The sequence below is a fragment of the Latilactobacillus parafuchuensis genome, from assembly GCF_055271665.1.
In genome coordinates, this window is sequence record NZ_CM143875.1 from 1,157,147 (window position 1) to 1,181,649 (window position 24,503).

15 protein-coding genes and 1 tRNA gene are annotated in these 24,503 nt (G+C 39.8%); 12 read left to right on the forward strand and 4 right to left on the reverse strand.

Translation table 11 applies throughout. The features are described from left to right. Positions 1–98 precede the first annotated feature (98 nt). Positions 99–770 (reverse strand): TetR/AcrR family transcriptional regulator C-terminal domain-containing protein, encoded by a 672-nt coding sequence (locus ACVPPQ_RS05765; protein ID WP_463493255.1) that lies wholly within the window; start codon positions 768–770, stop codon positions 99–101. Between the two features lie 142 nt (positions 771–912). Between ACVPPQ_RS05765 and ACVPPQ_RS05770 the strand changes: the two genes are divergently transcribed. Both ACVPPQ_RS05770 and ACVPPQ_RS05775 read left to right on the forward strand, forming a co-directional pair. Continuing rightward, on the forward strand, positions 913–2,625 hold the full coding sequence (locus tag ACVPPQ_RS05770; protein WP_463493257.1) for an ABC transporter ATP-binding protein: 1,713 nt from the start codon (positions 913–915) through the stop codon (positions 2,623–2,625). Positions 2,626–2,628: 3 nt separating this feature from the next. Beyond that, positions 2,629–4,422 carry an ABC transporter ATP-binding protein gene (locus ACVPPQ_RS05775; RefSeq protein WP_463493259.1) on the forward strand — a complete coding sequence of 598 codons (1,794 nt, stop codon included), beginning with the start codon at positions 2,629–2,631 and terminating at the stop codon, positions 4,420–4,422. A gap of 744 nt (positions 4,423–5,166) precedes the next feature. On the opposite strand, the gene ACVPPQ_RS05780 is transcribed toward ACVPPQ_RS05775, so the two are convergent. After that, complete coding sequence (locus ACVPPQ_RS05780) at positions 5,167–5,505, reverse strand: hypothetical protein (protein ID WP_106483493.1); 339 nt, start codon at positions 5,503–5,505, stop codon at positions 5,167–5,169. 384 nt (positions 5,506–5,889) lie between these two features. Between ACVPPQ_RS05780 and ACVPPQ_RS05785 the strand changes: the two genes are divergently transcribed. The 3 genes from ACVPPQ_RS05785 to ACVPPQ_RS05795 all read left to right on the forward strand — a co-directional run bounded on the left by ACVPPQ_RS05785 (position 5,890) and on the right by ACVPPQ_RS05795 (position 8,518). Next, a complete protein-coding gene (locus ACVPPQ_RS05785; RefSeq protein ID WP_463493261.1) occupies positions 5,890–6,126 on the forward strand; it encodes a cysteine peptidase family C39 domain-containing protein in 237 nt (78 codons plus the stop codon). Positions 6,127–6,447: 321 nt separating this feature from the next. Then, entirely contained in the window at positions 6,448–7,758 is a 1,311-nt protein-coding gene (locus ACVPPQ_RS05790) for a sensor histidine kinase (RefSeq protein WP_463493263.1), read from the forward strand. A 1-nt stretch (position 7,759) separates the two neighbouring features. Then, complete coding sequence (locus tag ACVPPQ_RS05795) at positions 7,760–8,518, forward strand: LytR/AlgR family response regulator transcription factor (protein ID WP_463493265.1); 759 nt, start codon at positions 7,760–7,762, stop codon at positions 8,516–8,518. Positions 8,519–9,180: 662 nt separating this feature from the next. Here the strand turns inward: ACVPPQ_RS05795 and ACVPPQ_RS05800 are convergent. Beyond that, positions 9,181–10,062 (reverse strand): phosphate ABC transporter substrate-binding protein PstS family protein, encoded by an 882-nt coding sequence (locus tag ACVPPQ_RS05800; protein WP_463493267.1) that lies wholly within the window; start codon positions 10,060–10,062, stop codon positions 9,181–9,183. Between the two features lie 239 nt (positions 10,063–10,301). Between ACVPPQ_RS05800 and ACVPPQ_RS05805 the strand changes: the two genes are divergently transcribed. The 3 genes from ACVPPQ_RS05805 (at position 10,302) to rpoC (ending at position 19,705) form a co-directional block, all read left to right on the forward strand. Next, on the forward strand, positions 10,302–12,116 hold the full coding sequence (locus ACVPPQ_RS05805; protein WP_463493269.1) for an LTA synthase family protein: 1,815 nt from the start codon (positions 10,302–10,304) through the stop codon (positions 12,114–12,116). Between the two features lie 257 nt (positions 12,117–12,373). Next, on the forward strand, positions 12,374–15,985 hold the full coding sequence (gene rpoB / locus ACVPPQ_RS05810; RefSeq protein ID WP_463493271.1) for a DNA-directed RNA polymerase subunit beta: 3,612 nt from the start codon (positions 12,374–12,376) through the stop codon (positions 15,983–15,985). A gap of 75 nt (positions 15,986–16,060) precedes the next feature. Next, positions 16,061–19,705 carry a DNA-directed RNA polymerase subunit beta' gene (rpoC, locus tag ACVPPQ_RS05815; protein WP_463493273.1) on the forward strand — a complete coding sequence of 1,215 codons (3,645 nt, stop codon included), beginning with the start codon at positions 16,061–16,063 and terminating at the stop codon, positions 19,703–19,705. Between the two features lie 243 nt (positions 19,706–19,948). On the opposite strand, the gene ACVPPQ_RS05820 is transcribed toward rpoC, so the two are convergent. Beyond that, the gene (locus ACVPPQ_RS05820; RefSeq protein ID WP_463493275.1) at positions 19,949–20,632 is read right to left on the reverse strand and encodes a prepilin peptidase; all 684 of its coding nucleotides are present in this window, start codon (positions 20,630–20,632) and stop codon (positions 19,949–19,951) included. Between the two features lie 278 nt (positions 20,633–20,910). Here ACVPPQ_RS05820 and rpsL point away from each other — a divergent pair, with 278 nt between their 5' ends. The 4 genes from rpsL to ACVPPQ_RS05840 all read left to right on the forward strand — a co-directional run bounded on the left by rpsL (position 20,911) and on the right by ACVPPQ_RS05840 (position 24,445). After that, entirely contained in the window at positions 20,911–21,324 is a 414-nt protein-coding gene (rpsL, locus tag ACVPPQ_RS05825; protein ID WP_025083313.1) for a 30S ribosomal protein S12, read from the forward strand. An 89-nt stretch (positions 21,325–21,413) separates the two neighbouring features. Beyond that, entirely contained in the window at positions 21,414–21,884 is a 471-nt protein-coding gene (rpsG, locus tag ACVPPQ_RS05830) for a 30S ribosomal protein S7 (protein ID WP_025083314.1), read from the forward strand. A gap of 103 nt (positions 21,885–21,987) precedes the next feature. Beyond that, positions 21,988–24,078, forward strand: coding sequence for an elongation factor G (gene fusA, locus ACVPPQ_RS05835; protein WP_463493278.1), 2,091 nt, complete (start codon positions 21,988–21,990; stop codon positions 24,076–24,078). Positions 24,079–24,347: 269 nt separating this feature from the next. Further along, a tRNA-OTHER gene (locus ACVPPQ_RS05840) sits at positions 24,348–24,445 on the forward strand. Positions 24,446–24,503 lie beyond the last annotated feature (58 nt).

Here is a 24,503-nt window from a genome sequence, read left to right on the forward strand (position 1 = left end):
TTTTTGATTTGAACGGAAATTGATGAGTTCTGGCGCGCGTCAAAAAATAGCGTTCGTTTAATATCAGAATACGACGACTTATGTCATAACCCTATTTCTTAGTTGTGATGTGGTAATTGTTGTTTTAAACCGGCTAGGAAAATGTCGAGGCCCAACATGAACTTGGGTTCTGAGGCCAGTTGGACGTGTTGATGTTGGTCGAAGGTACTTAGGAAAGCATCATAATGATTTTCTTGAGCGATGCTTTGCATTTGGCCAACCAGTTCACGCATGTAATTATCTTGACTGGTTAAGGCACAATTTTTAAGCCGGACTTCATTGGCAATGTCCGCAAATAAGCCGGTGATAAAATGGTCGATTGATTCAATCACTAAGCTACTTTTATCAGGCGCGAAACCGGCGTCGAGTAAGATTTGAATCAATTGATTGATTAAACGCAAGCGAATTTTAGTCGCTGGCACGGTCAAAATCATCAATTCAGCAGCGTAGGGGTATTTCAAATAGGTTTGGTAAATCGCCATGAAAATCGCTTTGATTTGAACGTCCCAAGCTTCAGTCGAAGGCTTAATTAGAACCTCAGCCATGACGTCATCAGCCATGGCTTGCAGTAGCGCTTGTTTGTTAGCGAAATGCCAATAAAAAGTGGAGACGCTAATATCCAATTCGGCCGCAATCTTGCGAATGGAGAGTGATTCAGCAGTCCCGTTAATCGATAGAATTTTGAAGGCTGTTTTGATGATTTGTGTATCAGAAATGTCTTTTTTGACCATTTTAGTCAAACCCCTTTACATTTTCAGAAAAATTGATTGAAATTGTTTTTAAAATTTGTTACAGTAGTAACCCGAACAGTGTTCGTTTATACTGTACAATAGTTTGAATCACAATTCAAATTTAGGAAAAAGAGGGATGCATATGTCGATGCTCAAACAACATTTAAAACCCTATCTTGGGGTTTTCAGCCTGTCATTATTAGCAACCGTTGTTTCAGTTGCTTCAGCTTTATGGCAACCGAAACTATTGCAAGATGTTTTAGAAGCCATTATGAAAAATGACCAAGATAAGGTCATGCAAGTCGGAATATATTTAATTATAATCGCGATTGTCGGTTTGATTGCCGGCATCGTCAATACGATTACTTCTGCGGTGACAGCCCAGGGGATGACCGCGGATATGCGGGAAACGACCTTCAGAAAAATTCAGACGTTCTCATTTGCGAATATCGAGAAATTCTCGGTCGGTAATCTATCGGTCCGACTCACGAATGATATGACCCAAATTCAAAACGTCATTATGATGACGTTACAAACCATTTTTCGGATTCCAATTTTATTTGTCGGTAGTTTTATCTTAGCGATGAATTCATTACCGAGCCTTTGGTGGGTGATTATCCTGCTTGTGGTGCTGGTTTTTGTGATTACTTTCCTATCAATGGGTTCAATGGGTAAACATTTCGGTGCGATTCAAAACTTGATTGATAAAATTAATAACCTCGCCAAAGAAAATTTAATGGGCACGCGAATTGTTAAATCGTTTGTCCAAGAAGACAACGAAATTGCCCGTTTTAGTAAAACAAGTGACAAGTTAGAACACCATACAGCGATTGTCGGGATGCTTTTCTCAGTCATGATTCCGTCGTTTATGTTAGTCGCTAACTTGGCCGTTGTCGCTTCAATTTATTTCGTCGGTAACTTAGTCGATACTGATCCAACAGCGATTGCAGCGATTGCGTCATTCATGAACTACTTAATGCAAATCATGATGTCGATTATTATGGGCGGGATGATGATGATGATGGCGTCTCGGGGGGCTGTTTCATTGAGACGGCTACAAGAGATTCTCGATACGAATCCGGATATTGTTTATCCAGAAGTACCTGATCGTGATTTAGCCGGTAGTTTGGAATTTGACCACGTTGATTTCCGCTATCCCGATGATGACCACGAAACGTTGCAAGATATCAGTTTTAAAATTAATCCGGGTGAAATGATTGGGATTGTCGGCGCAACAGGGGCCGGTAAATCAACCATGGCCCAATTAATTCCGCGTTTATTTGATCCAACTAAGGGTCAGATTAAAATCGGCGGCGTTGATATCAAAGATTTGAACGAACACAATTTACACAACACGGTATCATTCGTGCTTCAAAAGGCAATTTTATTCTCAGGAACCATTTCGCAAAACTTGCGACACGGTAACCAAGATGCAGCAGAAAGCGAACTGGATCGCGCTGCTGGCATCGCCCAATCAAAAGAATTTATCGAAAAACTGGCTGAACGTTACGAAGCACCCGTTGAAGAACGGGGGGCTAATTTCTCGGGTGGTCAGAAACAACGGCTATCGATTACACGGGGTGTGATTGGTAATCCGAAGATTCTAATCTTAGATGATAGTACGAGTGCATTAGATGCGCATTCTGAAAAATTAGTTAAAGAGGCACTTGATCGTGAATTGAAAGACACGACAACGCTGATTATTGCGCAGAAGATTTCGTCAGTCGTCAATGCGGACCGGATTTTGGTCCTCGATGAAGGTCATTTAGTCGGTGTTGGCACCCATCACGAATTAGTCGCCAACAACGATGTTTATCGTGAAATTTTCGAAACTCAAAAAGGAAAGCGAGGATAAGCCATGAAAGAATTTAAACGCGCCATGACGTTTTTCTACCATTATTTAAAACGATATAAGCCGTCATTCGTGATCATCCTCGTGATGACCTTTATTGCGACTTATTTACAAGTTAAGGCACCGGAATACATCGGGGATGCTTTAAATGAATTGGTTAAATACGCGACTAAGTTCCAAATTTTAAAAGCGCAACACTTACCAACTAGTGGCGCTTCAAAAGACGCTTTCGTTGAAGTGATTGTTTCATTGATTCTCTTTTACGTCTTTAGTTCCGCGGCAACGTTTGTGTCGAGCCTGGTCTTTACACGGATTAATGCGTTGTCGACCAACCGAATGCGGATTGGCTTATTCAATAAGTTACAAAAAATGCAGATTAAATATTTCGACCGTCATTCCGACGGCGATATCTTAAGTCGATTCACCAGTGATTTGGATAATATTTATAACGCGATGAACCAAGTTTTAAGTCAAATTATTTCGGGTTCAGCATTATTAATCGGTTTATTGATTATGATGTTTAAAAAAGATGTCCAACTCGCTTGGGTGACGGTTGCTTCAGTACCGATTTCATTCATCTTGGCGTGGATTATCATCACTAAAGCGCAAAAATACGTCAATTTACAACAAGATGAAGTCGGTAAGTTGAATGGTTATATCAATGAAAAAATCACCGGTCAAAAAGTGATTATCACCAACAGCTTACAAGCTGAAACGATTGATGGTTTTATTGGCCATAATGAAAATGTCCGTAAAGCGACACTCAAAGGTCAAATTTATTCTGGGATGATTTTCCCATTGATGCAAGGGATGTCGTTGGTCAATACGGCGATTGTGATTTTCTTCGGGAGCTGGTTAGCCGTTAATGGTGATATTAAAAAATCAGTTGCCTTAGGGTTAGTGGTAACTTTCGTGCAATATTCACAACAATTCTATAACCAAATTGCCCAATTATCATCGAGTTACAGTATGATTCAATTGGCAATCACCGGTGCACGACGAGTCAATGAAGTCTTCGATGAAGATGATGAAGTCCGACCAACTGATGGAGTGGCCTTAACCGGTATTGACCGTTCAGTTACGATGGAAAACGTTGACTTTAGTTATTTACCAGGCAAACAAATCTTGCATGATGTCAACATTGAAGTCGATAAAGGCCAGATGATTGCGCTTGTTGGCCCGACTGGTTCGGGGAAAACAACCGTCATGAATTTAATGAACCGTTTCTACGATGTAGATCACGGTGCGGTTAAAATTGACGACGTCGATATTCGCGAAATGGACCTTGATAGTTTGCGGTCGCACGTCGGGATTGTCCTACAAGAATCCGTTCTATTCTCAGGAACGATTCGCGATAACATTGTCTTTGGGAAACCGGATGCGACCGATGAAGAAGTGATTGCAGCGGCTAAACAAGCGCACATTCACGAATTTATCGAAACGCTAGAAGACGGTTATCAAACCAAGGTCAGTGAAGAAGACAATCTCTTTAGTACCGGTCAGAAACAATTAATCAGTATCGCGCGGACGATTATTACCGATCCAGCGCTGTTGATTTTGGATGAGGCCACAAGTAACGTCGATACCGTGACGGAAAGTCGCATTCAAAAAGCGATGGATAACGTCATTCAAGGCCGAACCAGCTTTGTCATCGCCCATCGGCTAAAGACAATCCTCAATGCCGATCGGATTATCGTCCTCAAAGACGGCAAGATAATCGAAGAAGGCAGTCATCAAGAATTACTAGAACAAGCAGGCTTCTATGCCGAATTGTACAACAATCAATTTGTATTCGAATAGAGCGCGAGTCAAAACAGAGCGTGACTCGAGCGGTTAATCTTCGAGCATAACCTAAAACAAGCCGCTTCATCACCGAATAATACCGGTTGATGAAGTGGCTTGTTTTTTAGTCTTTTAGTTTAGTATAGAATAACATTATCTATCAAATGAAAATACTCCAGAAAAATTCATAGATAATCAAAAAGATTGCTATGGCAACTGTTAAAATCAATTTCTTTTTCGAAGGTAAATCTTTCTTCTTTAGATAGTTACCCAATGCAATTAAAGAGATTACAGCAGAGAAAATGAATGCTTTTACCATTCTTGTTCGTTTAGTTTTTGAAACTTTTGCATGATAAAACGCCCTTTCAAATAGATTTATGCTACATATACAAGGTACCACCAGTTTCTTCTTTGTTTGGTTTTTTATCTCAAAACAATAAAAAAACGGTCCTAAATCGAGAGAAGTATGAAGTAGACTCCTGACGTTGGATTTCTCCAATTTCAGGGGTCTACTTCATTATTAGCTTTTTATTATGTTGTTCTGTTTGAAACAGTTAAAAAAATCTTGGTAAAATCTTATCCTGTTTATCCAATATCTACGAAAAAATGAATAAGAGCGATCGATTCATCAGATCAAAAATTTCTGGATAATGGAAAGGGGATAAAAAGGGATTATGTTATATGTCTTAGACGGAGTAAGTTTTATGACGGTTGGCTACCCGATTTGTTATAGTCTATCAAATGATTAAATGAATATGCATTCTACATCTTTGACATGATTTCTTCAATTTTATAAAGCTTAGAAGATGCTATGCCAGTTCCTAGTACCGTATAGTTTTTTAATTGTTCCGGAGTGACTTGAGTAGCTTCATAAATATTTTCTTGTAAAGTAGTATCGATCCTATTTAAATAATCCGCAATTAATTTGCGCTGTTTCTTTTTTCTGATTTGAACTGGTAGAGTAGTTAAGACTACTATGCCGATTGAAAAAAGCGACATCGCTAAACTATTCAAGAATGTATTTGAATAGTATATTGCTGCCAGCCCAATTATCGCAATAGAAGCAGTTAAAAAGAAATCCTTTTTTTGATTCTTCGGCATAGTAATCCTCCTTATAAAGATTTATTTTTGTGAAATCCAGTCTTGTCCTGCACCGCCCCGACCACTAGTACCAATTCTTCTTTGCTTAAACTTTGAACGTTTTTCATAGTAAAACCTCTCATATAATTTTTATTACGAAAAAAATATATCATTCGAATTGAATTTTTAAGGTAAATTATCTCAAGATGATATTATTCTGTACTGAAATGTAAACGAGCCTATCCACCAGTGTCTTTTTAGAGTAATTTTTACTCATTTATCGTTTCAGCTGTAATTCTATTCACTTTAGGATATGAATGAGTGATTTCAGGACAATTCTGAATAATATTATATGAATACAAGTATATTTACACCATATTAAGTGCTAGAAAAGGTGTACGTACAATGAGAAAAATAAAGTTGATTACGCAACATGATGAAAAAAATTGTGGTGTTGCCTGTCTTTCTATGGTCCTAAATTTTTATGATACGAGCGTTCCTATCAGTAAATTACGTTTAATGTCCGGGACAAACAGCCAAGGTACTTCAGCCTTTAGATTAGTCCAAGCATTAAACGATTTCCAATTGCAAACTGATGGATCAATTTGGAAAGAAGAAGACTTGCCTGATCCATCTCGATGAAATAACTAGCGGTTTAGATACTCGCTCAGAGCATCAAATAATTCAAAATTTGATGAACCTAGAGGATAAAAACATTCTGTTTATCGCCATCACTTATCCATTGCAAAAGATTGTGATCAGGTATTTGTCTTAGATAAAGGGGCAGCTTGTCGAATCTGGAACTCATACCCAATTAAGAGCACTAAATGGGACCTATGAAGAACTTTGGGAAATGATGGCAATCGCTTAAAAAAAGAACAATATAGAGCACTATAAACATTCTGCCTATTTTTATTGATTCTTGTTATAATTAGATATCTATAATAATAAGGAAGTGTTTATATGGTTTTTGTAGATTCTTTCTCGTATTTTTTTAAAGAATTATTTGATCTGTTGCTGTTTCTATTCATGATTGGGCTACTAACAAATATTCGAAAAAAATCATTTTATTTTACGCTACTTATATTCCTTTTTCCACTCACATTACTTTCAGTAACAGATGCACTTTTGACTGGAATCGCACTGATGTCTTTAATTGTGATACTAAGATTTAAGTCTTGGCGAAAGGAACCAGAAGTCAAATTTACTGAGTTATTGGGTCTTTTGCTCTCCTTAACGATTTATAGCATAGTACCACTCTTTTCATCCATCATTATATCTAGAATCTTTAAACTCGAATTCAACGTATTGAATGAACGAGGACCTTTGTTAGTGGTTATTTTGATTGGATTTGATTGGATGCTGTCAATCATCATTGCGTTGACAATAAAATCAAAGGTAATTCAACGTTCAATTCCTTCCGAAGAAACAAAAGTGTATTGTATGCAGCTGGGAATATTTTTGACGTTTGTCTATTTGTTTGGAGAAGTATTAAGAAGGATGCAGATACTAGGCATTTTTCAAATCATAATGATTAGTTTTTTAGTTACTCAATTCTCGGTTACGATGTATTTTACTTATCTTACTTTGAAAAAGAATCACGAAAAAACTGAATTGAGCAACCTTAAGGAACAGATGGAAATGATGCGAGTCTATACTACGGACATTGAGAGAAACTATCAGGAACTGCGTAAATTCCGCCATGACTATAAAAATATGCTACTAGGTCTCAAGGCAATGCAAAATGAAGCTGCGATCGATGAAGGGTATTTAAATAAGATGATCGATTATTCTCATCAGATGATAGATAACAGTGTGATGCGTTTTTCAGGACTAAGCAACTTAAAAGTAGACTCCGTAAAATCCTTGATGGTAGCAAAGTTAATCCATGCAGAACAATCTGGCATTGAGGTAAATTTTGAATGTCTTATTCCAATAGCAAACATCAATATGGATGAAATCAAACTTGTCCGAATCTTAGGTATATTAATCGATAATGCGGTGGAAGCAGCAATTGAATCAGAAAAAAAAATAAACATATTGTTCATTGATTCTGCCGATTCGATTGAGATTTCAATTGAAAATTCTTTCCTTGGCAAGCTGCCTTCTTTATCAGAGATGAAAAAAGTGGGATTTAGTAAAAAGGGAAAGGACAGGGGACTAGGCTTATCCAATGCTCAGGATATCCTTACTTCGACCAAGCAAGCTGACCTGGCACATTACTCAAATCAAGGAATGTTTGTTTCTACACTAACTATAAGAAAGAGTGAATAATATGACATTACCAATTATTCTCTGCGAAGATGACATAATTTTGATGTCTCATTACAAGGCAATCATCGATAATTGGGTTATGATCAATGATTATGATATGCAACTGGTTTTAGCAACGACTGATCCGGGAGATATTTTCTTGTATTTATCCAAAAACAAGGTAACGAATAGTTTGTACTTTTTGGATATCGATCTTGGAAAACATTTAGATGGAATTGATGTTGCACAACGTATTAGAACTGATAACGAGTTCGCTCAAATCGTCTTTATCACTTCTCATCAAGAATTGGCAATGGAGACGTTAAAACGACAAATAGAACCGTTAGATTATATTGTTAAGGACGATCAAAGTGAAAAAGGACAAATAGAAAATGTTTTGGATGGACGCCACAAGTTAACATTTGTGGACAATAGCACTAATGAACGTCATCTATCCTTTATGATTGGTACAAGGAACTTTAGAGTGGATATTACTTCGATTTACTTCTTAGAAACGTCGGTCACGCCTCATAAAATTATATTATACGGCGGAAACATAATGTATGAATTTTATGGGAAGATGAATGATTTAGAAAAAGAATATCCTGAATTACTTCGTATTCATAAGTCGTTTCTAATCAATCCAAATAAAGTAATTTCTGTAGATTATAAGAGTAGAACGATATTCTTTCCAGAAGAGTATTCTTGTAGATTCCCATTGGCAAAAAACAAAATCCTAAGAAAAACCTTGGATAGCACCGAAAGCTCAATTCGTAAATAGGGACTATGATATAACGATTGAAAGAACAATAATCAGTAAATTCAGGTAAATGATGCCGCAACAATTTAGTGTCAGCTTGGAATTTATGCTTGTATTTTTTCTATTACGGAATCAGTTTTTGAGAAAAAATCATAAAAAGAGCATCGTTATTATTAAGTGATCACACAATAACTAGTTTCTTGCTCCAAACTTTCTGGTGGTCCTCATGTCGCCCAGGATGTATTAAATGCAATAAAAGGCTTTTTTAAATAGAGGTGGAGAGAGAAGAAGAAGGATTCCTATAGAATGAGAATCATAAATATTATTTTGTCTCTTCTCAAAACGTTAATAGATATTCTGATCTATCGCTATTTCAGAACACCATCTCACTGTTGTGGGAGGGTTTTTTTTGATTCTTTTAGGTAAAAACTCGGTGGTTTAAGGCCTTGTCGAATACAGGGTTAAACACACCGAGAAAATTGCATAAAATTATCTCCAATTATTGGGGTCTACTGCACTTTTGCAAATAATGATATAAGTTTTATGATTCTGGCGACACCAAAAATTATTAAAAATTCCAATACATTAAAAATTGCGACCACTAGCATGATAATTCGTCACTCAAAAAAGCCTTTTTCCGATTATTGTTCAGTCGGAAAAAGGCTTTTTAAGCGACAACACGTTTAGATATCTTGAATTTGGCCGTCAGCGTGACGTTCAACGGTCATCTTGGTCATTGGGATGTAACCCAATTTGGGTACTAACGTTTTTTGAACGGATTCAGATTGAATGTAGCGAATGAATTTCGCTGTTTGGTAGTTCGGATTGCCTTTTGAATACATATGTTCATACGACCAGATTTTCCATGTGTTGGTCGTGACGTTCTTTTCAGTTGGTTGCACGTTATCTAACGCAACCGCCTTTAAACCATCTTTAATGTAAGGGAAGGCGAGGTAGCTAATGGCACCTGGTGTTTGACGGACGATTTTTTGAACCGTGCCGGAAGAATCTTGTTCTTGGCTCGCAACGACTTTATTCGTTTTTAAACCGAGATTTTCAAAAGTTTGCCGCGTGCCACTGCCTTGCGCCCGGTTAACGACGGTGATTTTTTCGTCGGGGCCGCCAACTTCTTTCCAGTTGGTTGTCTTGCCGTTAAAGATGCTGAGTAATTGCGCACTGGTTAGTGATTTGATGCCGAGTTTTTCGTTGACGACGGGCGCGATTGCGACCACCGCTACTTTATGATCGACTAGCTTTTTAGCGTTGATGCCGTCTTTTTCTTCAGCGAAGATATCGGAGTTGCCTAACGTCACGTTGCCTGAACTGATTTGTGTTAAGCCAGTCCCAGAACCGCCACCTTGGACGGTGATATTGACGTCGGTATTATTTTTTTGGTAGGCTTCGCCAGCTTGCTCAACGAGTGGTTGTAGTGCGGTTGAACCGACTGCCGTAATTTTAACGGGTTGGGCTTCTGTGCCCACCTGTGATGTCTTTTTACCTTGGCAACCAGCTAATACTAAAGCAATTGCCCCAATTGAGAATAACGTTGCACCAAATCGTTTCATACTAAATTCCTCCTGAAGAACTATATTGAGTTGATACCTTTAGTATAGCCAGCGATTGTAAAGGTTCACTACTAGTTCATGTAAAGGTCCTGTCGTAAAATTGTAAATAATACGTTATGGACTAAATGAAGACGTTACTTAAGAATATCTATCATTTTTCAGACGAGACTCGATTGCCATTAATAATTGCAGTATAGTAGAAACATATGTTATTAATTTGATGGATTGGAGTATTTAGAATGGTATTTATTGCAACTTGCTATTTATTGGTGATATTGCCGCTATTAGTGGTGATTATTAAGCGTCAACCTCAAAACTTTCGGTTATTATTCAAACTATACATCAATTGTGCACTAACGTTAGGCTTAACAATTGGGATGATTAAATTATTATTTGGTAATTGGATTAGTTTAAAGGACAGCGTGTTTCAACCCACTTTTACTTTAAAATTCATGGTATTAATTACGGTGGCTGAGCTTATCATCTTAGGCGTTGGCTGGGGGCTTAAACGATTTATTAAAGTTGATTTAGAATTTGTGGATCAGCCGGGTCGTCCTTACGGCAGTCTAGTGAGCGCCTTCTTATTAGCCCTAGGTTATTTCTTTTTAATGGCTAGTAATTGGGCTAACCAGAATTTTGGTTTATTAACACCAGAACAGATTGTTTATAATTTACGTCAACCGATGGAAGGTGTCGACAGCAACTTCATTAGTTCGTTCATCACTGGTCCGATTTTTGGATCATTGATAATGTTAGTAGTGCTTGCGATAGGCCTAGTTTATCTAAGACGTTTTGCAATAACCTGTCAGCTTAAAAAACCACTTTTCAAAAAGCAATTAATTGGCCGGTACGTCATATTGCCGAGTATCTTGGTTTTTGGGGTTTTAACGACCGTTGCGGCGGTTAAAATTAATGCAGTTGGTTTTTATCAATACTTTACTTCGGATTCAGCGTTTATCGAAAATAACTACGTTAAACCAACCGAAGACAAGTTAACCTTTCCGAAACAGAAACGTAACTTAATCTATATTTATGCTGAATCATTGGAATCGACAGCGACTTCTAAAGCGCTTGGTGGACAGATGGATGAGAATTTATTGCCTGAATTGACCGCATTAGCTGAAGAAGAAGGGATTCATTTCTCAAATACCGATAAGGAATTTGGTGGCGCGCAACAATTACCCGGCACTGGTTGGACGATTGCAGGAATGGTTGCCCAAACCGCAGGGATGCCATTGAAGGAACCGGTTGACGGTAATTCTTACGGGACTGGTGAAGGGGCACAATTCTTACCAGGCATGACGACGTTAACCGATATTTTAGCCGATCAAGGCTATAACCAAGTGGCTTTATTCGGCTCAGACGCGACGTTTGGTGGTCGCCGGGCACTGTTTACTCAACACGGTAACGTTAAGATTGATGATTTATTAACAGCTCGCAAAACCGGACGAGTTGCGAAAGATTATAAAGTTTGGTGGGGTTATGAGGATTCCAAACTATTTGAATATGCTAAAGAAGATGCGACTAAACTCAGTCAGTCGAATAAGCCGTTCAATTTAACGATGCTGACGGCTAACACTCATCATATTGGGGGTTACGCTGAAAAGGATATGCCCAATCAATATGGTAATCAATATTCAAACGTGATTGCTTTTTCAGATCATCAGATTGTTGAATTTATTAAGTGGGCAAAAACGCAATCCTTCTATAAGAATACGACCATTATTGTGGATGGCGATCATCTGGGGATGGATGTTAACTATTATAAGAAGATTCCTGAATCGGGTCGGCATACGTTCAATCTGGTCTTGAATGCGCCTAAAACAACAACGACCGTTAAAACGAAAAACCGGCAGTTTAGTACAATGGATATGTTCCCAACAACATTAGCAGCGATGGGTGTTAAAATTAAAGGCAATCAATTAGGGCTAGGCACAAATCTACTTTCTAATCAAAAAACATTGATTGAGAAAAAAGGTTTGAAGAAAGTGACCAATGAATTGTCAGAAAATTCTAAATTCTACAATAATACGTTTGTCTTTAATAAGAAATAGGTCAATTGACTTTTCTGAAAAAGGCGTGTATATTAACAGGTAACTGCGAAAATCCGTAGAAAAATTTATTGTGCTGATCTATTGTCCAGCACGGTATTCATGAAAAACAAAAATAGTTCAGCCGATTTCGTATCGCGCAAAGCAACTGTTTTTGTTTTTTTTCTGCTCAAAAACGCATCAATTTGGCGATGTAATTTAAATTTAATATTCGTCATATTCTTGTAACATTTGAGCTCTGCGGAAAACTTTATAGAGGGGTGAACAATTTGGCAGGACACTTAGTAAATTACGGTAAACATCGGACCCGTAGAAGCTATGCACGGATTAAAGAAGTGTTGGAACTACCAAACTTGATCGAAATCCAATCTAATTCCTATCAATGGTTTTTAGATGAAGGGCTTCGTGAAATGTTTGAGGACATCATGCCAATCGACGATTTTGCTGGTAATTTATCATTAGAATTCGTTGGTTACCAACTACTTGAACCGAAATACACGGTTGAAGAAGCACGTCAACATGATGCCAACTATTCAGCACCATTACACGTTACGTTACGACTAACAAACCACGAAACTGGTGAAATTAAATCTCAAGACGTCTTCTTTGGCGATTTCCCATTGATGACTGACCAAGGGACTTTCATTATTAATGGTGCGGAACGGGTTATCGTTTCTCAATTAGTTCGTTCACCAGGTGTTTATTTTAATAGTTCAATTGATAAGAATAGCCGGACAACTTACGGCACAACCGTCATTCCTAACCGGGGTGCTTGGTTAGAATTTGAAACAGATGCGAAAGATATCGCCTACGTGCGGATCGATCGGACTCGTAAGATTCCAATGTCTGTTTTAGTGCGTGCTTTAGGTTACGGTTCAGATCAAGAAATTATCGATATCTTAGGCGACAACGATTCATTAATGTTGACGTTAGAAAAAGATATCCATAAGAATACTGATGATTCAAGAACTGAAGAAGCCTTAAAAGATATCTACGAACGTCTTCGCCCCGGCGAACCTAAGACGGCTGATAGCTCACGTTCATTACTTTTTGCCCGTTTCTTCGATGCAAAACGTTATGATTTAGCTTCAGTTGGTCGTTACAAGATCAACAAGAAGTTGAGCTTAAAGACACGTCTATTGGGTCAAACATTGGCTGAAACATTGGCTGATCCCGATACAGGTGAAGTGATTGCTGCCAAAGATACAGTAGTTGATCGTCAAGTCATGGATACTTTGTCACCTTATTTAGACAAAGAAGATTTCAAGACGGTGACTTACCAACCAGCTGATGAAGGTGTCTTAGCTGAACCAATGACGTTACAAGTGATTAAAGTTTATTCACAAAAAACGCCAGATAAAGAAATCAACATGATCGGTAACGGTCATATTGACGCCAAAGTTAAACATGTGATTCCTGCTGATATCTTGGCATCGATGAACTACTTCTTCAATTTACAAGAAGGTCTTGGCAATACCGATGATATTGATCATTTAGGTAACCGTCGGATTCGTTCAGTTGGTGAATTGCTCCAAAACCAATTCAGAATTGGTTTATCACGGATGGAACGGGTTGTTCGTGAACGGATGTCAATCCAAGATACAAGTACTATTACACCCCAACAATTAATTAATATTCGTCCAGTTGTGGCTTCAATCAAAGAATTCTTTGGTTCATCTCAATTGTCACAATTCATGGATCAAACCAATCCACTTGGTGAATTAACGCATAAACGTCGTCTATCTGCCTTAGGACCTGGTGGTTTGACTCGTGACCGTGCCGGTTACGAAGTCCGAGATGTGCATTATACCCATTATGGTCGTATGTGCCCAATCGAAACGCCTGAAGGCCCTAATATCGGGTTGATTAATAGTTTAGCAAGTTACGCCGTTGTTAACCGTTATGGTTTCATTGAAACCCCTTATCGTCGTGTCAGCTGGGATACCCATGATGTCACTGATAAGATTGACTACTTAACAGCCGATGAAGAAGATAATTACGTCATCGCCCAAGCCAATTCACCATTAAACGATGATGGATCATTCGTTGAAGAAACGGTCTTGGCACGTTACAAAGATGACAATATCGAAACATCAATCGACAAGCTTGATTACATGGATGTCTCACCTAAACAAGTTGTTGCCGTCGCAACAGCCTGCATTCCTTTCTTGGAAAATGATGATTCAAACCGTGCCTTAATGGGTGCCAACATGCAACGTCAAGCCGTACCTTTAGTTGATCCTCACGCACCATTGGTTGGGACGGGTATGGAATACAAAGCCGCTCATGATTCTGGGATTGCAATGCTTGCCAAACATGACGGAACAGTTGAATATGTTGATGCTAAAGAGATTCGCGTGCGTCGTGAAGACAGCGCGTTAGATAAATATGAATTAATGAAATTCCGTCGTTCAAATGCGGGTAAGAACTACAACCAACGTCCAATCGTTGCTAAAGGCGATCACGTTGATGCTGATGAAATTATCGCAGACGGCCCAGCTATGGAAAATGGCGAACTAGCCTTAGGTCAAAACCCATTGATCGCTTTCATGACTTGGAATATGTATAACTATGAAGATGCCATTGTTCTTTCAGAACGCTTGGTTAAAGAAGATTTGTATACGTCAATTCATATTGAAGAATACGAATCAGAAGCACGTGATACAAAACTTGGACCTGAAGAAATTACGCGTGAAATTCCAAATGTCGGCGAAGATTCATTAAAAGATCTTGATGAATTTGGGATTGTGCGGATTGGTGCGGAAGTTAAAGATGGTGACATTTTAGTTGGTAAAGTCACGCCTAAGGGTGTTACTGAATTATCAGCTGAAGAACGTTTACTCCACGCAATCTTCGGTGAAAAAGCACGTGAAGTTCGGGATACTTCCCTTAAGGTACCTCATGGTGGCGGCGGGATTATCCAAGATGTTAAGATCTTTACACGTGAAGCTGGCGATGAATTGTCACCAGGCGTTAACATGATGGTCCGCGTTTATATTACTCAAAAACGTAAGATTCAAGTCGGCGATAAGATGGCCGGACGTCATGGTAACAAAGGGACAGTTTCAATCGTTGTTCCTGAAGAAGATATGCCATACATGCCAGATGGTACCCCAGTTGATATCTTATTGAGTCCCATGGGTGTGCCTTCACGTATGAATATCGGGCAAGTCCTTGAATTACATTTAGGGATGGCTGCTCGTAACTTAGGTATCCATGTTGCAACACCAGTCTTTGATGGTGCGCAAGATAAAGATTTATGGGATGCTGTTCGTGAAGCCAATATGCCTTCAGATGGTAAGAGTGTACTTTATGATGGTCGCACGGGTGAACCATTTGATACTCGGGTTTCTGTTGGGGTCATGTACTACATGAAACTAGCCCACATGGTTGACGATAAGTTACATGCACGTTCAATCGGACCTTACTCACTTGTTACGCAACAACCTTTAGGTGGTAAAGCACAATTTGGTGGCCAACGTTTCGGGGAAATGGAAGTTTGGGCACTTGAAGCTTATGGTGCTGCTTATACCTTACAAGAAATCTTAACTTACAAGTCTGATGACGTGGTTGGTCGTGTTAAAACGTACGAAGCCATTGTCAAGGGTGAACCAATTCCAAAACCAGGTGTCCCAGAATCATTCCGGGTCTTGGTCAAAGAATTACAATCACTTGGTCTCGACATGAAAGTCTTAGATATCAACAAAGAAGAAATTGAATTGCGTGATATGGATGACGACGATGACGATATTGTTAACGTTGATGCCTTATCTAAATACGCAAAAGAACAAGAAGAAAAGAAAGCACAAGAAGAAGCTGAAAAAGCACGAGCGGCCGCTAACGTTGACCCAGTTGATCCTTCAGCCGAATAATCGAGTGTTCTAATCAATTCAAATTAGTAAAGCGCGCTGCTTTACCATTCTATAAAAAATGAGGAGGTCGGCCCTTTGATAGATGTCAATAAGTTTGAAAGCATGCAAATTGGTTTAGCATCGTCAGATAAAATTCGTAGTTGGTCATATGGTGAAGTTAAAAAACCAGAAACAATCAACTATCGTACTTTAAAACCTGAACGTGATGGCCTTTTTGATGAACGCATCTTTGGACCTACAAAAGATTGGGAATGTGCTTGTGGTAAGTACAAGCGGATTCGGTATAAAGGAATTGTCTGTGACCGTTGTGGGGTAGAAGTGACTCGTTCTAAAGTTCGTCGTGAACGAATGGGCCATATCGAACTTGCAGCACCAGTCACTCATATCTGGTACTTTAAAGGGATTCCAAGTCGGATGGGTCTTGTCTTAGACATGAGCCCCCGTGCTTTGGAAGAAATTATCTACTTCGCATCATACGTTGTGATTGACCCAGGCGATACAGCCTTGGAAAAGAAACAACTGATGACCGAACGCGAATATCGTGAAAAACGTGATGAATTTGGCAATAAGTTTAACGCTAAGATGGGTGCCGAAGCCATCAAGGAATTATTGCGCGATGTTGATCTTGAAGGCGAAGTTGCTGAATTAAAGGAAAACTTGAAGTCAGCACAAGGCCAAAAGAGAACTCGTGCCATCCGTCGTTTAGATATCTTAGACGCCTTCCGTAAATCAGGGAACAGCCCTGAATGGATGGTCATGGATGCCATTCCCGTTATTCCGCCAGATTTACGACCAATGGTTCAATTGGAAGGTGGCCGTTTTGCCACTTCTGATTTGAATGATTTGTATCGTCGGGTGATTAACCGAAATAATCGTTTGAAACGTTTATTAGATTTATTAGCACCAAACATCATCGTTCAAAACGAAAAACGGATGTTACAAGAAGCCGTTGATGCTTTGATTGATAATGGCCGTCGTGGTCGTCCCGTTACCGGACCTGGTAACCGACCATTAAAGTCATTGTCACATATGCTAAAAGGGAAACAAGGTCGTTTCCGTCAAAACTTATTGGGTAAACGTGTCGATTATTCTGGCCGTTCCGTTATCGATGTCGGCCCTACGTTGAAGTTCTATCAATGTGGGTTGCCACGTGAAATGGCGCTTGAATTATTCAAACCATTCGTCATGCATCAATTAGTCAAACGCGAAATGGCTTCAAATATCAAGAACGCTAAACGTAAAATTGATCGTCAAGATGACGATGTTTGGGACGTTTTAGAAGATGTTATCAAGGAACGCCCAGTACTATTAAACCGGGCCCCTACCTTGCATCGACTTGGTATCCAAGCCTTCGAACCAATCTTGGTTGATGGTAAATCAATCCGTCTTCATCCATTAGCTTGTGAAGCCTACAATGCCGATTTCGATGGGGATCAAATGGCAATCCATGTGCCTTTATCTGACGAAGCACAAGCAGAAGCAAGAATGTTAATGCTCGCTGCTCATCATATCTTGGCACCTAAAGATGGTAAGCCAATCGTTACCCCTTCTCAAGATGTTGTGTTAGGTAACTATTACCTAACGCTTGAACAAAAAGAACGTCTTGGCGAAGGTATGATCTTTAAAGATACAAACGAAGTGATCATGGCTTATCAAACTGGCCACGTTCATTTACACAGTCGGATTGGGTTATCCGTTGCTAGCATGACTGAACGACCATTTACTGACGAACAACGTCATCAAATTATGATGACGAGTGTTGGTAAAGCTTTGTTCAACGAAATCATGCCTGCTGACTTCCCATTCTTGAACGAACCAACGAACGATAACTTAGTCCATGGTGTACCTGATAAGTACTTCATCCAAAACGGTGAAGACATTCATGACTACCTAGCGACTGCTCCCGTTATTTTGCCATTTAAGAAAGGTTTCTTAAGTGACATCATTGCGCAAGTCTTTAAGGTTTATAAAGTACAACGGACTTCTGATTTGTTAGATGACATGAAGACCTTGGGTTACACTCAAGCAACACATGCCGGCTTAACAGTTGGGGTTGCCGATGTGCCACAATTGCCTGAAAAGAAAGCAATCGTTGATGAAGCGCATAAGAAGGTCACGACCGTTTCTAAACAATTCCGTCGTGGTTTAATTACCGATGAAGAACGTCATGCACGTGTGATTGAAATTTGGAACGATGCTAAAGATGATATCCAACAACGATTAATCGACGCATTTGATCCAACCAACCCAATCTCAATGATGTCTGATTCTGGTGCCCGGGGTAACATCTCAAACTTTACGCAACTTGCTGGTATGCGTGGTTTGATGGCCGCACCGAATGGTGGGATGATGGAAGTTCCCGTTACATCGAACTTCCGTGAAGGCCTTTCTGTCATGGAAATGTTTATGTCGACCCATGGTGCCCGTAAAGGGATGACTGATACGGCCCTTAAGACAGCCGATTCTGGTTACTTAACACGTCGTTTGGTCGATGTTGCTCAAGATGTTATTATTCGTGAAGAAGATTGTGGGACTGATCGCGGTCTTCTCATTCACTCAATTCATGAAGGAAATGAAATGATCGAACCATTGTATGACCGTCTTGTTGGTCGTTGTGCAATGAAAGCCATTTTAGATCCTAAATCAGGTGACGTGATTGTTGCTAGAAATCAATTAATGGACGAACATCTTGCGCAAGCAGTTGTTGATGCCGGTATTGAAAATGTCACAATCCGTTCGGTCTTCACATGTAACACCAAACATGGTGTCTGCAAGAAATGTTACGGTCGTAACATGGCTAATGGTGAAGAAGTTGAAGTTGGTGAAGCAGTCGGAACTGTCGCAGCACAATCTATCGGTGAACCTGGTACGCAATTAACCATGCGTAACTTCCATACCGGTGGGGTTGCCGGCGGTGAAGATATCACCCAAGGTTTACCTCGTATCCAAGAAATTTTTGAAGCCCGTAATCCGAAAGGGTTGGCATCAATCACTGAAGTCACTGGTGAAGTTGTCGCGGTTGAAGAAAATCCGGCTGAACATAGCCGTGAAATTACAATCCAAGGCGAAACAGATACACGTTCATATAGTGTGCCTTATACGGCTAACGTCATTGTTAGCGAAGGTGATCATGTTCGTCGTGGTGAAAAAATCACGGGTGGTTCTGTTGATCCTAAACAATTAATTAAAGTTCGTGACGTCTTATCAACTGAAAACTACCTCTTGCATGAAGTTCAAAAAGTTTACCGTATGCAAGGTGTTGAAATCGGCGATAAACATGTCGAGGTTATGGTTCGTCAAATGCTACGTAAAGTCCGTGTCATGGATCCAGGTGATACCGACATTTTACCTGGTACGTTAATGGACATTAGCGAATTTACGGATCGTAACCACGAAACACTGATTAGCGGTGGCGTTCCTGCTACTTGTCGTCCAGTCTTGCTTGGTATTACCAAAGCCTCATTGGAAACTAATAGTTTCTTATCTGCCGCATCATTCCAAGAAACAACTCGTGTCTTAACGGATGCTTCTATCCGCGGTAAGAGCGATCCATTACTTGGTTTGAAAGAAAATGTTATCATCGGGAAGATCGTCCCAGCTGGTACTGGTATGGCGAAGTATCGTCATATGGAACCTAAAACAGTTGGTGCCGTCTCAGAAAATGTCTACTCAATCAGTGACATCGAAGCCCAAATGAAACAAGAAGAAACAAAAGAATAGAGTGCTGACTCAGCCGTTTAGCTTCTGAGTATAGCCTAGAATAAGAGCTTATGGCCTGAACTTTGGTCATAAGCTCTTATTCGTAGCTAAACGGAAGAAGTTGGCTGAGGAAGCACGTTTCAGAATAGAGTGCTATCTCAAGCGGTTAACGCTTGAGCATAACCTAAAAAATCCCTTATGGTGTTCTTCAACCATAAGGGATTTTTGTAGTTAGGCGGAAAGCGTTGCTTGAGATAGCGCGTTTCAAAACGCCATGACCACCACCACCCCCATACTAATATAAGGAATAAACGGAATCTGGTCGCCACGCAAAATGCTGTGTGGTCGCCGGATTTTTTTGATGGCGTAACCAATTAAACAGAGAATGCAACCGGCTAATAGGCTTTGTAGGACGAATTCTAAGCCGAACCAGAGGGCTAGAATCGTGAGTAGTTCGACGTCGCCGAAACCAAACGCATCGGTCCAATAAGCGAGTAATGCGAGTGCACTACCGATTAAGAGCGCAGCTGGCCAATGGTAATTAGACCAGAAACTAATAAAGAGCGGCACCATCGCCGTTAGTGTCGGCCAAGGATACAGCACGCTATGTAAGAGGTCGATTAGACTGAGACAGTACAGCAGTACGATTAAATAAACCAGTTGCCAAGGCCAAGCCCGCGATAATAGCAGCATAAATAAGCAGCCGCCAGCAATTTCGCTGTAGAAAAAGCTGCGGTGAATCGGAAAACCACAATCACGACAATGACCTTTTAAAACCAGGTAACTCATAATTGGAAATAAATCGTACCAAGCAATTTGGTGGCGACACCAATCGCAATGCGAGGCCGGCCAGATGATCGACCGTCCGAGCGGCCAGCGCCAACAGATGACGGTGATGAAAGAGGCGATGCAAGCGCCCGTGTAAAATAGTAATATATTGTTTAACATAATAATGCCTCCTTAATCAATAGATACGTTAAACGGGGCTTTTTTTTCTGAAAATGGTTTTAAATGCGTGTTGACAAATCTGAATAATGATGATAATCTAATGAAGGTGCTTTTTACGGAAGTTTTTCTGGAAATCAGATCATGCTGACTGACGTTAAAAAATGCATTACAATTCACGCAACTAGGTTGCCATTTTTTTATCAAAAAAAAAGAACCGCCTGGATGTGTGGACTTAAACTTAAAAATAACTTTCAGCTCAAGGAAGGAGGAACCTTCAAATGCCAACAATTAACCAATTGGTACGTAAGGGTCGTAAATCAAGAACTTCAAAGTCTGATGCACCTGCATTAAACTTTGGCTACAACAGTATGAAGAAAATCGCTACAGATAATCCAGCACCACAAAAACGTGGGGTCGCTACTCGTGTCGGGACTATGACACCTAAAAAGCCTAACTCTGCTTTACGTAAGTATGCGCGTGTGCGTTTATCTAACTTAATCGAAGTCACAGCTTATATTCCTGGTATTGGTCATAACCTACAAGAACATAGTGTTGTTCTTATCCGTGGGGGCCGTGTCAAGGATTTACCTGGGGTTCGTTATCACGTTATCCGTGGCGCTTTGGATACTGCCGGTGTAGATGGCCGTATGCAAAGTCGTTCTAAATACGGTACTAAGAGACCTAAAAAATAACACACAATAAAAAATATAAAAGTCGTATTGAAGTTTAAATGACACTGTGTGTTACTTCAAGGACTTAAAATCTTGAGGAGGTTATCAGGATGCCAAGAAAAGGCTATGTTGCTAAACGTGACGTTTTACCTGATCCAATGTACAATTCTAAATTGGTTTCACGCTTAATCAACCGGTTAATGGTTGATGGGAAACGTGGGACTGCATCAACCATCTTATATGATGCGTTTGATATTATTAAAGAAGAAACTAGCAAGGACCCATTGGAAGTTTTCGAAGAAGCTATGAACAACATCATGCCAGTACTTGAAGTTAAAGCTCGCCGTATCGGTGGTTCTAACTACCAAGTGCCAATTGAAGTTCGTCCAGAACGTCGTACAACTTTAGGTTTACGTTGGTTAGTAAACTATGCTCGCTTACGTGGCGAACATACGATGGATCAACGTCTTGCACGTGAAATTATGGATGCTGCCAATAACACTGGTGCTGCTGTTAAGAAACGTGAAGACACACATAAAATGGCTGATGCCAACCGCGCATTTGCACATTATCGCTGGTAAGATTAACAAGGATGGCCATTGTATGCTTTTTAACAAGTCATATAATGGCCTCTTGTTGTCTTTAGCGTAATATTTGATAATTCGAGAGGAGTAACTATTCACTATGGCAAACAAACGTGAATTCCCGTTAGACAAAACTCGTAATATCGGTATCATGGCTCATATCGATGCTGGTAAGACGACAACTACTGAACGTATCTTGTATTATACTGGTAAAATTCATAAAATTGGTGAAACCCATGAAGGGGCTTCACAAATGGATTGGATGGAACAAGAACAAGAACGTGGGATTACTATTACATCAGCAGCAACAACTGCCGAATGGAAAGGTAACCGAGTTAATATTATTGATACACCAGGACATGTCGATTTCACAATTGAAGTTGAACGTTCATTGCGTGTCTTAGATGGTGCCATCACTGTCTTAGATGCTCAATCAGGTGTTGAACCTCAAACTGAAAATGTTTGGCGTCAAGCAACTACTTATGGTGTACCACGTATCGTCTTTGTTAATAAGATGGATAAATTAGGGGCTGACTTTGATTATTCAATGACAACTCTTGAAGACCGTCTACAAGCTAATGCACATGCCGTTCAAATGCCAATTGGCGCTGAAGATGATTTCTTAGGCGTTATTGATTTGATCGAAATGCAAGCTGATATCTATGATGAAGATGAATTAGGCGCTAAGTGGGATACTGTTGAAGTGCCTGCTGACTACCTAGAAGAAGCAACAAAACGTCGCGCATCATTAGTTGAAGCTGTTGCTGATGTAAATGATGACATCATGGAAAAATACTTAGAAGGCGAAGAAATCACTAAAGATGAATTGAAAAAAGCAATTCGTCAAGCAACGATTGATTTGAAATTCTTCCCAGTATTTGCCGGTTCAGCCTTTAAAAACAAGGGTGTTCAAATGTTAATGGACGGTGTTGTTGATTACCTTCCATCACCATTAGAAGTTCGTCCTTACAAAGCAACTGATCCTGATGATCCTGATACAGAAGTTGAATTGATGGCTGGCGATGACAAACCATTTGCTGGTTTAGCCTTTAAGATTGCTACCGATCCTTTCGTTGGTCGTTTAACATTCTTCCGTGTTTATACGGGGACCCTTCAATCAGGTTCATACGTCTTGAACGCTACTAAAGACAAACGTGAACGTGTTGGTCGTTTATTACAAATGCATTCAAATCACCGTAACGAAATTCCTGAAGTATTCTCAGGGGATATCGCTGCTGCAATCGGTTTGAAGAACACGACAACTGGTGATTCATTGACTGACCTTGATCATCCATTAATTTTGGAATCAATGGAATTCCCTGATCCCGTTATCCAAGTTTCTATCGAACCTGAATCAAAAGAAGATCGTGATAAGTTAGATCTTGCCTTGCAAAAACTTGGCGAAGAAGATCCAACATTCAAAGCTGAAACGAACCCTGAAACTGGCGAAACGTTAATTGCCGGCATGGGCGAATTACATTTGGATATCATGGTTGACCGTATGAAACGTGAATTTAAAGTGGTTGCCAAAGTCGGCGAACCACAAGTTGCTTATCGTGAAACATTCACGAAACAAGCTTCTGCACAAGGTAAATTCGTTCGTCAATCCGGTGGTAAAGGTCAATATGGTGACGTTTGGGTTGAATTTACACCTAATGAAGAGGGTAAAGGCTTCGAATTCGAAGACGCTATCGTCGGTGGTGTTGTTCCTCGTGAATACATTCCATCAGTTGAACAAGGCTTGAAAGAATCAATGGCAAACGGTGTCTTAGCCGGCTACCCATTGATCGACGTTAAAGCTAAGTTATATGATGGTAGTTATCATGATGTCGATTCTAATGAATCTGCATTTAAGGTTGCTGCTTCAATGGCATTGAGAAATGCTGCTAAAAAAGCTGGCGCTGAAATCCTAGAACCAATCATGAAGGTTGAAGTGATTGCTCCTGAAGAATATCTTGGTGATATTATGGGACAAATTACTGCCCGTCGTGGACGTGTTGAAGGTATGGAAGCCCGTGGTAATGCACAACTTGTTAACGCAATGGTGCCATTATCAGAAATGTTTGGTTATGCAACGACTTTACGTTCAGCAACACAAGGCCGTGGGACATTTACAATGACATTTGATCATTATTCAGCTGTTCCTAAGAGCATCCAAGAAGAAATTATCAAGAAAAATGGTGGACAATAATTAATTGGACCCGTTAATCTGATGACTTCTGTTGGATTAAAAAAAGACCCCGCAGATGCGGGGCCTTTTTTTGTGGCGTTAATGAGCACGGATTAATTAAATGGTAATCGTGAATTTTACAGTTTTATAAATGAAAGTTCACAATTCGTTCACATCTCGTTGTTATTCTATATATATCAGATGAATTCCTCCCAAGAAATAATCTGAAAGATAAAGTGCTTTTCAAACAGTTGGCCGCTTCCCTAGAGTGGCTGGCTGAGCAACACCAATGAGTTATCGTTTAATCGGTAGGACTGGCCCATTCATTTGAAATTCCTCCCAGAAAATATAATGACGGCCGATGCGGGTTCAACCCCCGCTAACTCGATTTGCCACCGCCCTGGCAAAGAACTGACAAAACTCTTTTTTCATACACTCCTCGGACT

Excerpts from the sequence above, each read along its gene's own strand:
- ACVPPQ_RS05770 (WP_463493257.1), top strand. The coding sequence starts at position 913 with ATGTCGATGCTCAAACAACATTTAAAACCCTATCTTGGGGTTTTCAGC.
- rpsL (WP_025083313.1), top strand. The coding sequence starts at position 20,911 with ATGCCAACAATTAACCAATTGGTACGTAAGGGTCGTAAATCAAGAACT.
- ACVPPQ_RS05790 (WP_463493263.1), top strand. The coding sequence starts at position 6,448 with ATGGTTTTTGTAGATTCTTTCTCGTATTTTTTTAAAGAATTATTTGAT.
- ACVPPQ_RS05795 (WP_463493265.1), top strand. The coding sequence starts at position 7,760 with ATGACATTACCAATTATTCTCTGCGAAGATGACATAATTTTGATGTCT.
- ACVPPQ_RS05785 (WP_463493261.1), top strand. The coding sequence starts at position 5,890 with ATGAGAAAAATAAAGTTGATTACGCAACATGATGAAAAAAATTGTGGT.
- ACVPPQ_RS05765 (WP_463493255.1), bottom strand. The coding sequence starts at position 770 with ATGGTCAAAAAAGACATTTCTGATACACAAATCATCAAAACAGCCTTC.
- ACVPPQ_RS05805 (WP_463493269.1), top strand. The coding sequence starts at position 10,302 with ATGGTATTTATTGCAACTTGCTATTTATTGGTGATATTGCCGCTATTA.
- rpsG (WP_025083314.1), top strand. The coding sequence starts at position 21,414 with ATGCCAAGAAAAGGCTATGTTGCTAAACGTGACGTTTTACCTGATCCA.
- ACVPPQ_RS05780 (WP_106483493.1), bottom strand. The coding sequence starts at position 5,505 with ATGCCGAAGAATCAAAAAAAGGATTTCTTTTTAACTGCTTCTATTGCG.
- ACVPPQ_RS05800 (WP_463493267.1), bottom strand. The coding sequence starts at position 10,062 with ATGAAACGATTTGGTGCAACGTTATTCTCAATTGGGGCAATTGCTTTA.
- ACVPPQ_RS05820 (WP_463493275.1), bottom strand. The coding sequence starts at position 20,632 with ATGTTAAACAATATATTACTATTTTACACGGGCGCTTGCATCGCCTCT.
- fusA (WP_463493278.1), top strand. The coding sequence starts at position 21,988 with ATGGCAAACAAACGTGAATTCCCGTTAGACAAAACTCGTAATATCGGT.
- ACVPPQ_RS05775 (WP_463493259.1), top strand. The coding sequence starts at position 2,629 with ATGAAAGAATTTAAACGCGCCATGACGTTTTTCTACCATTATTTAAAA.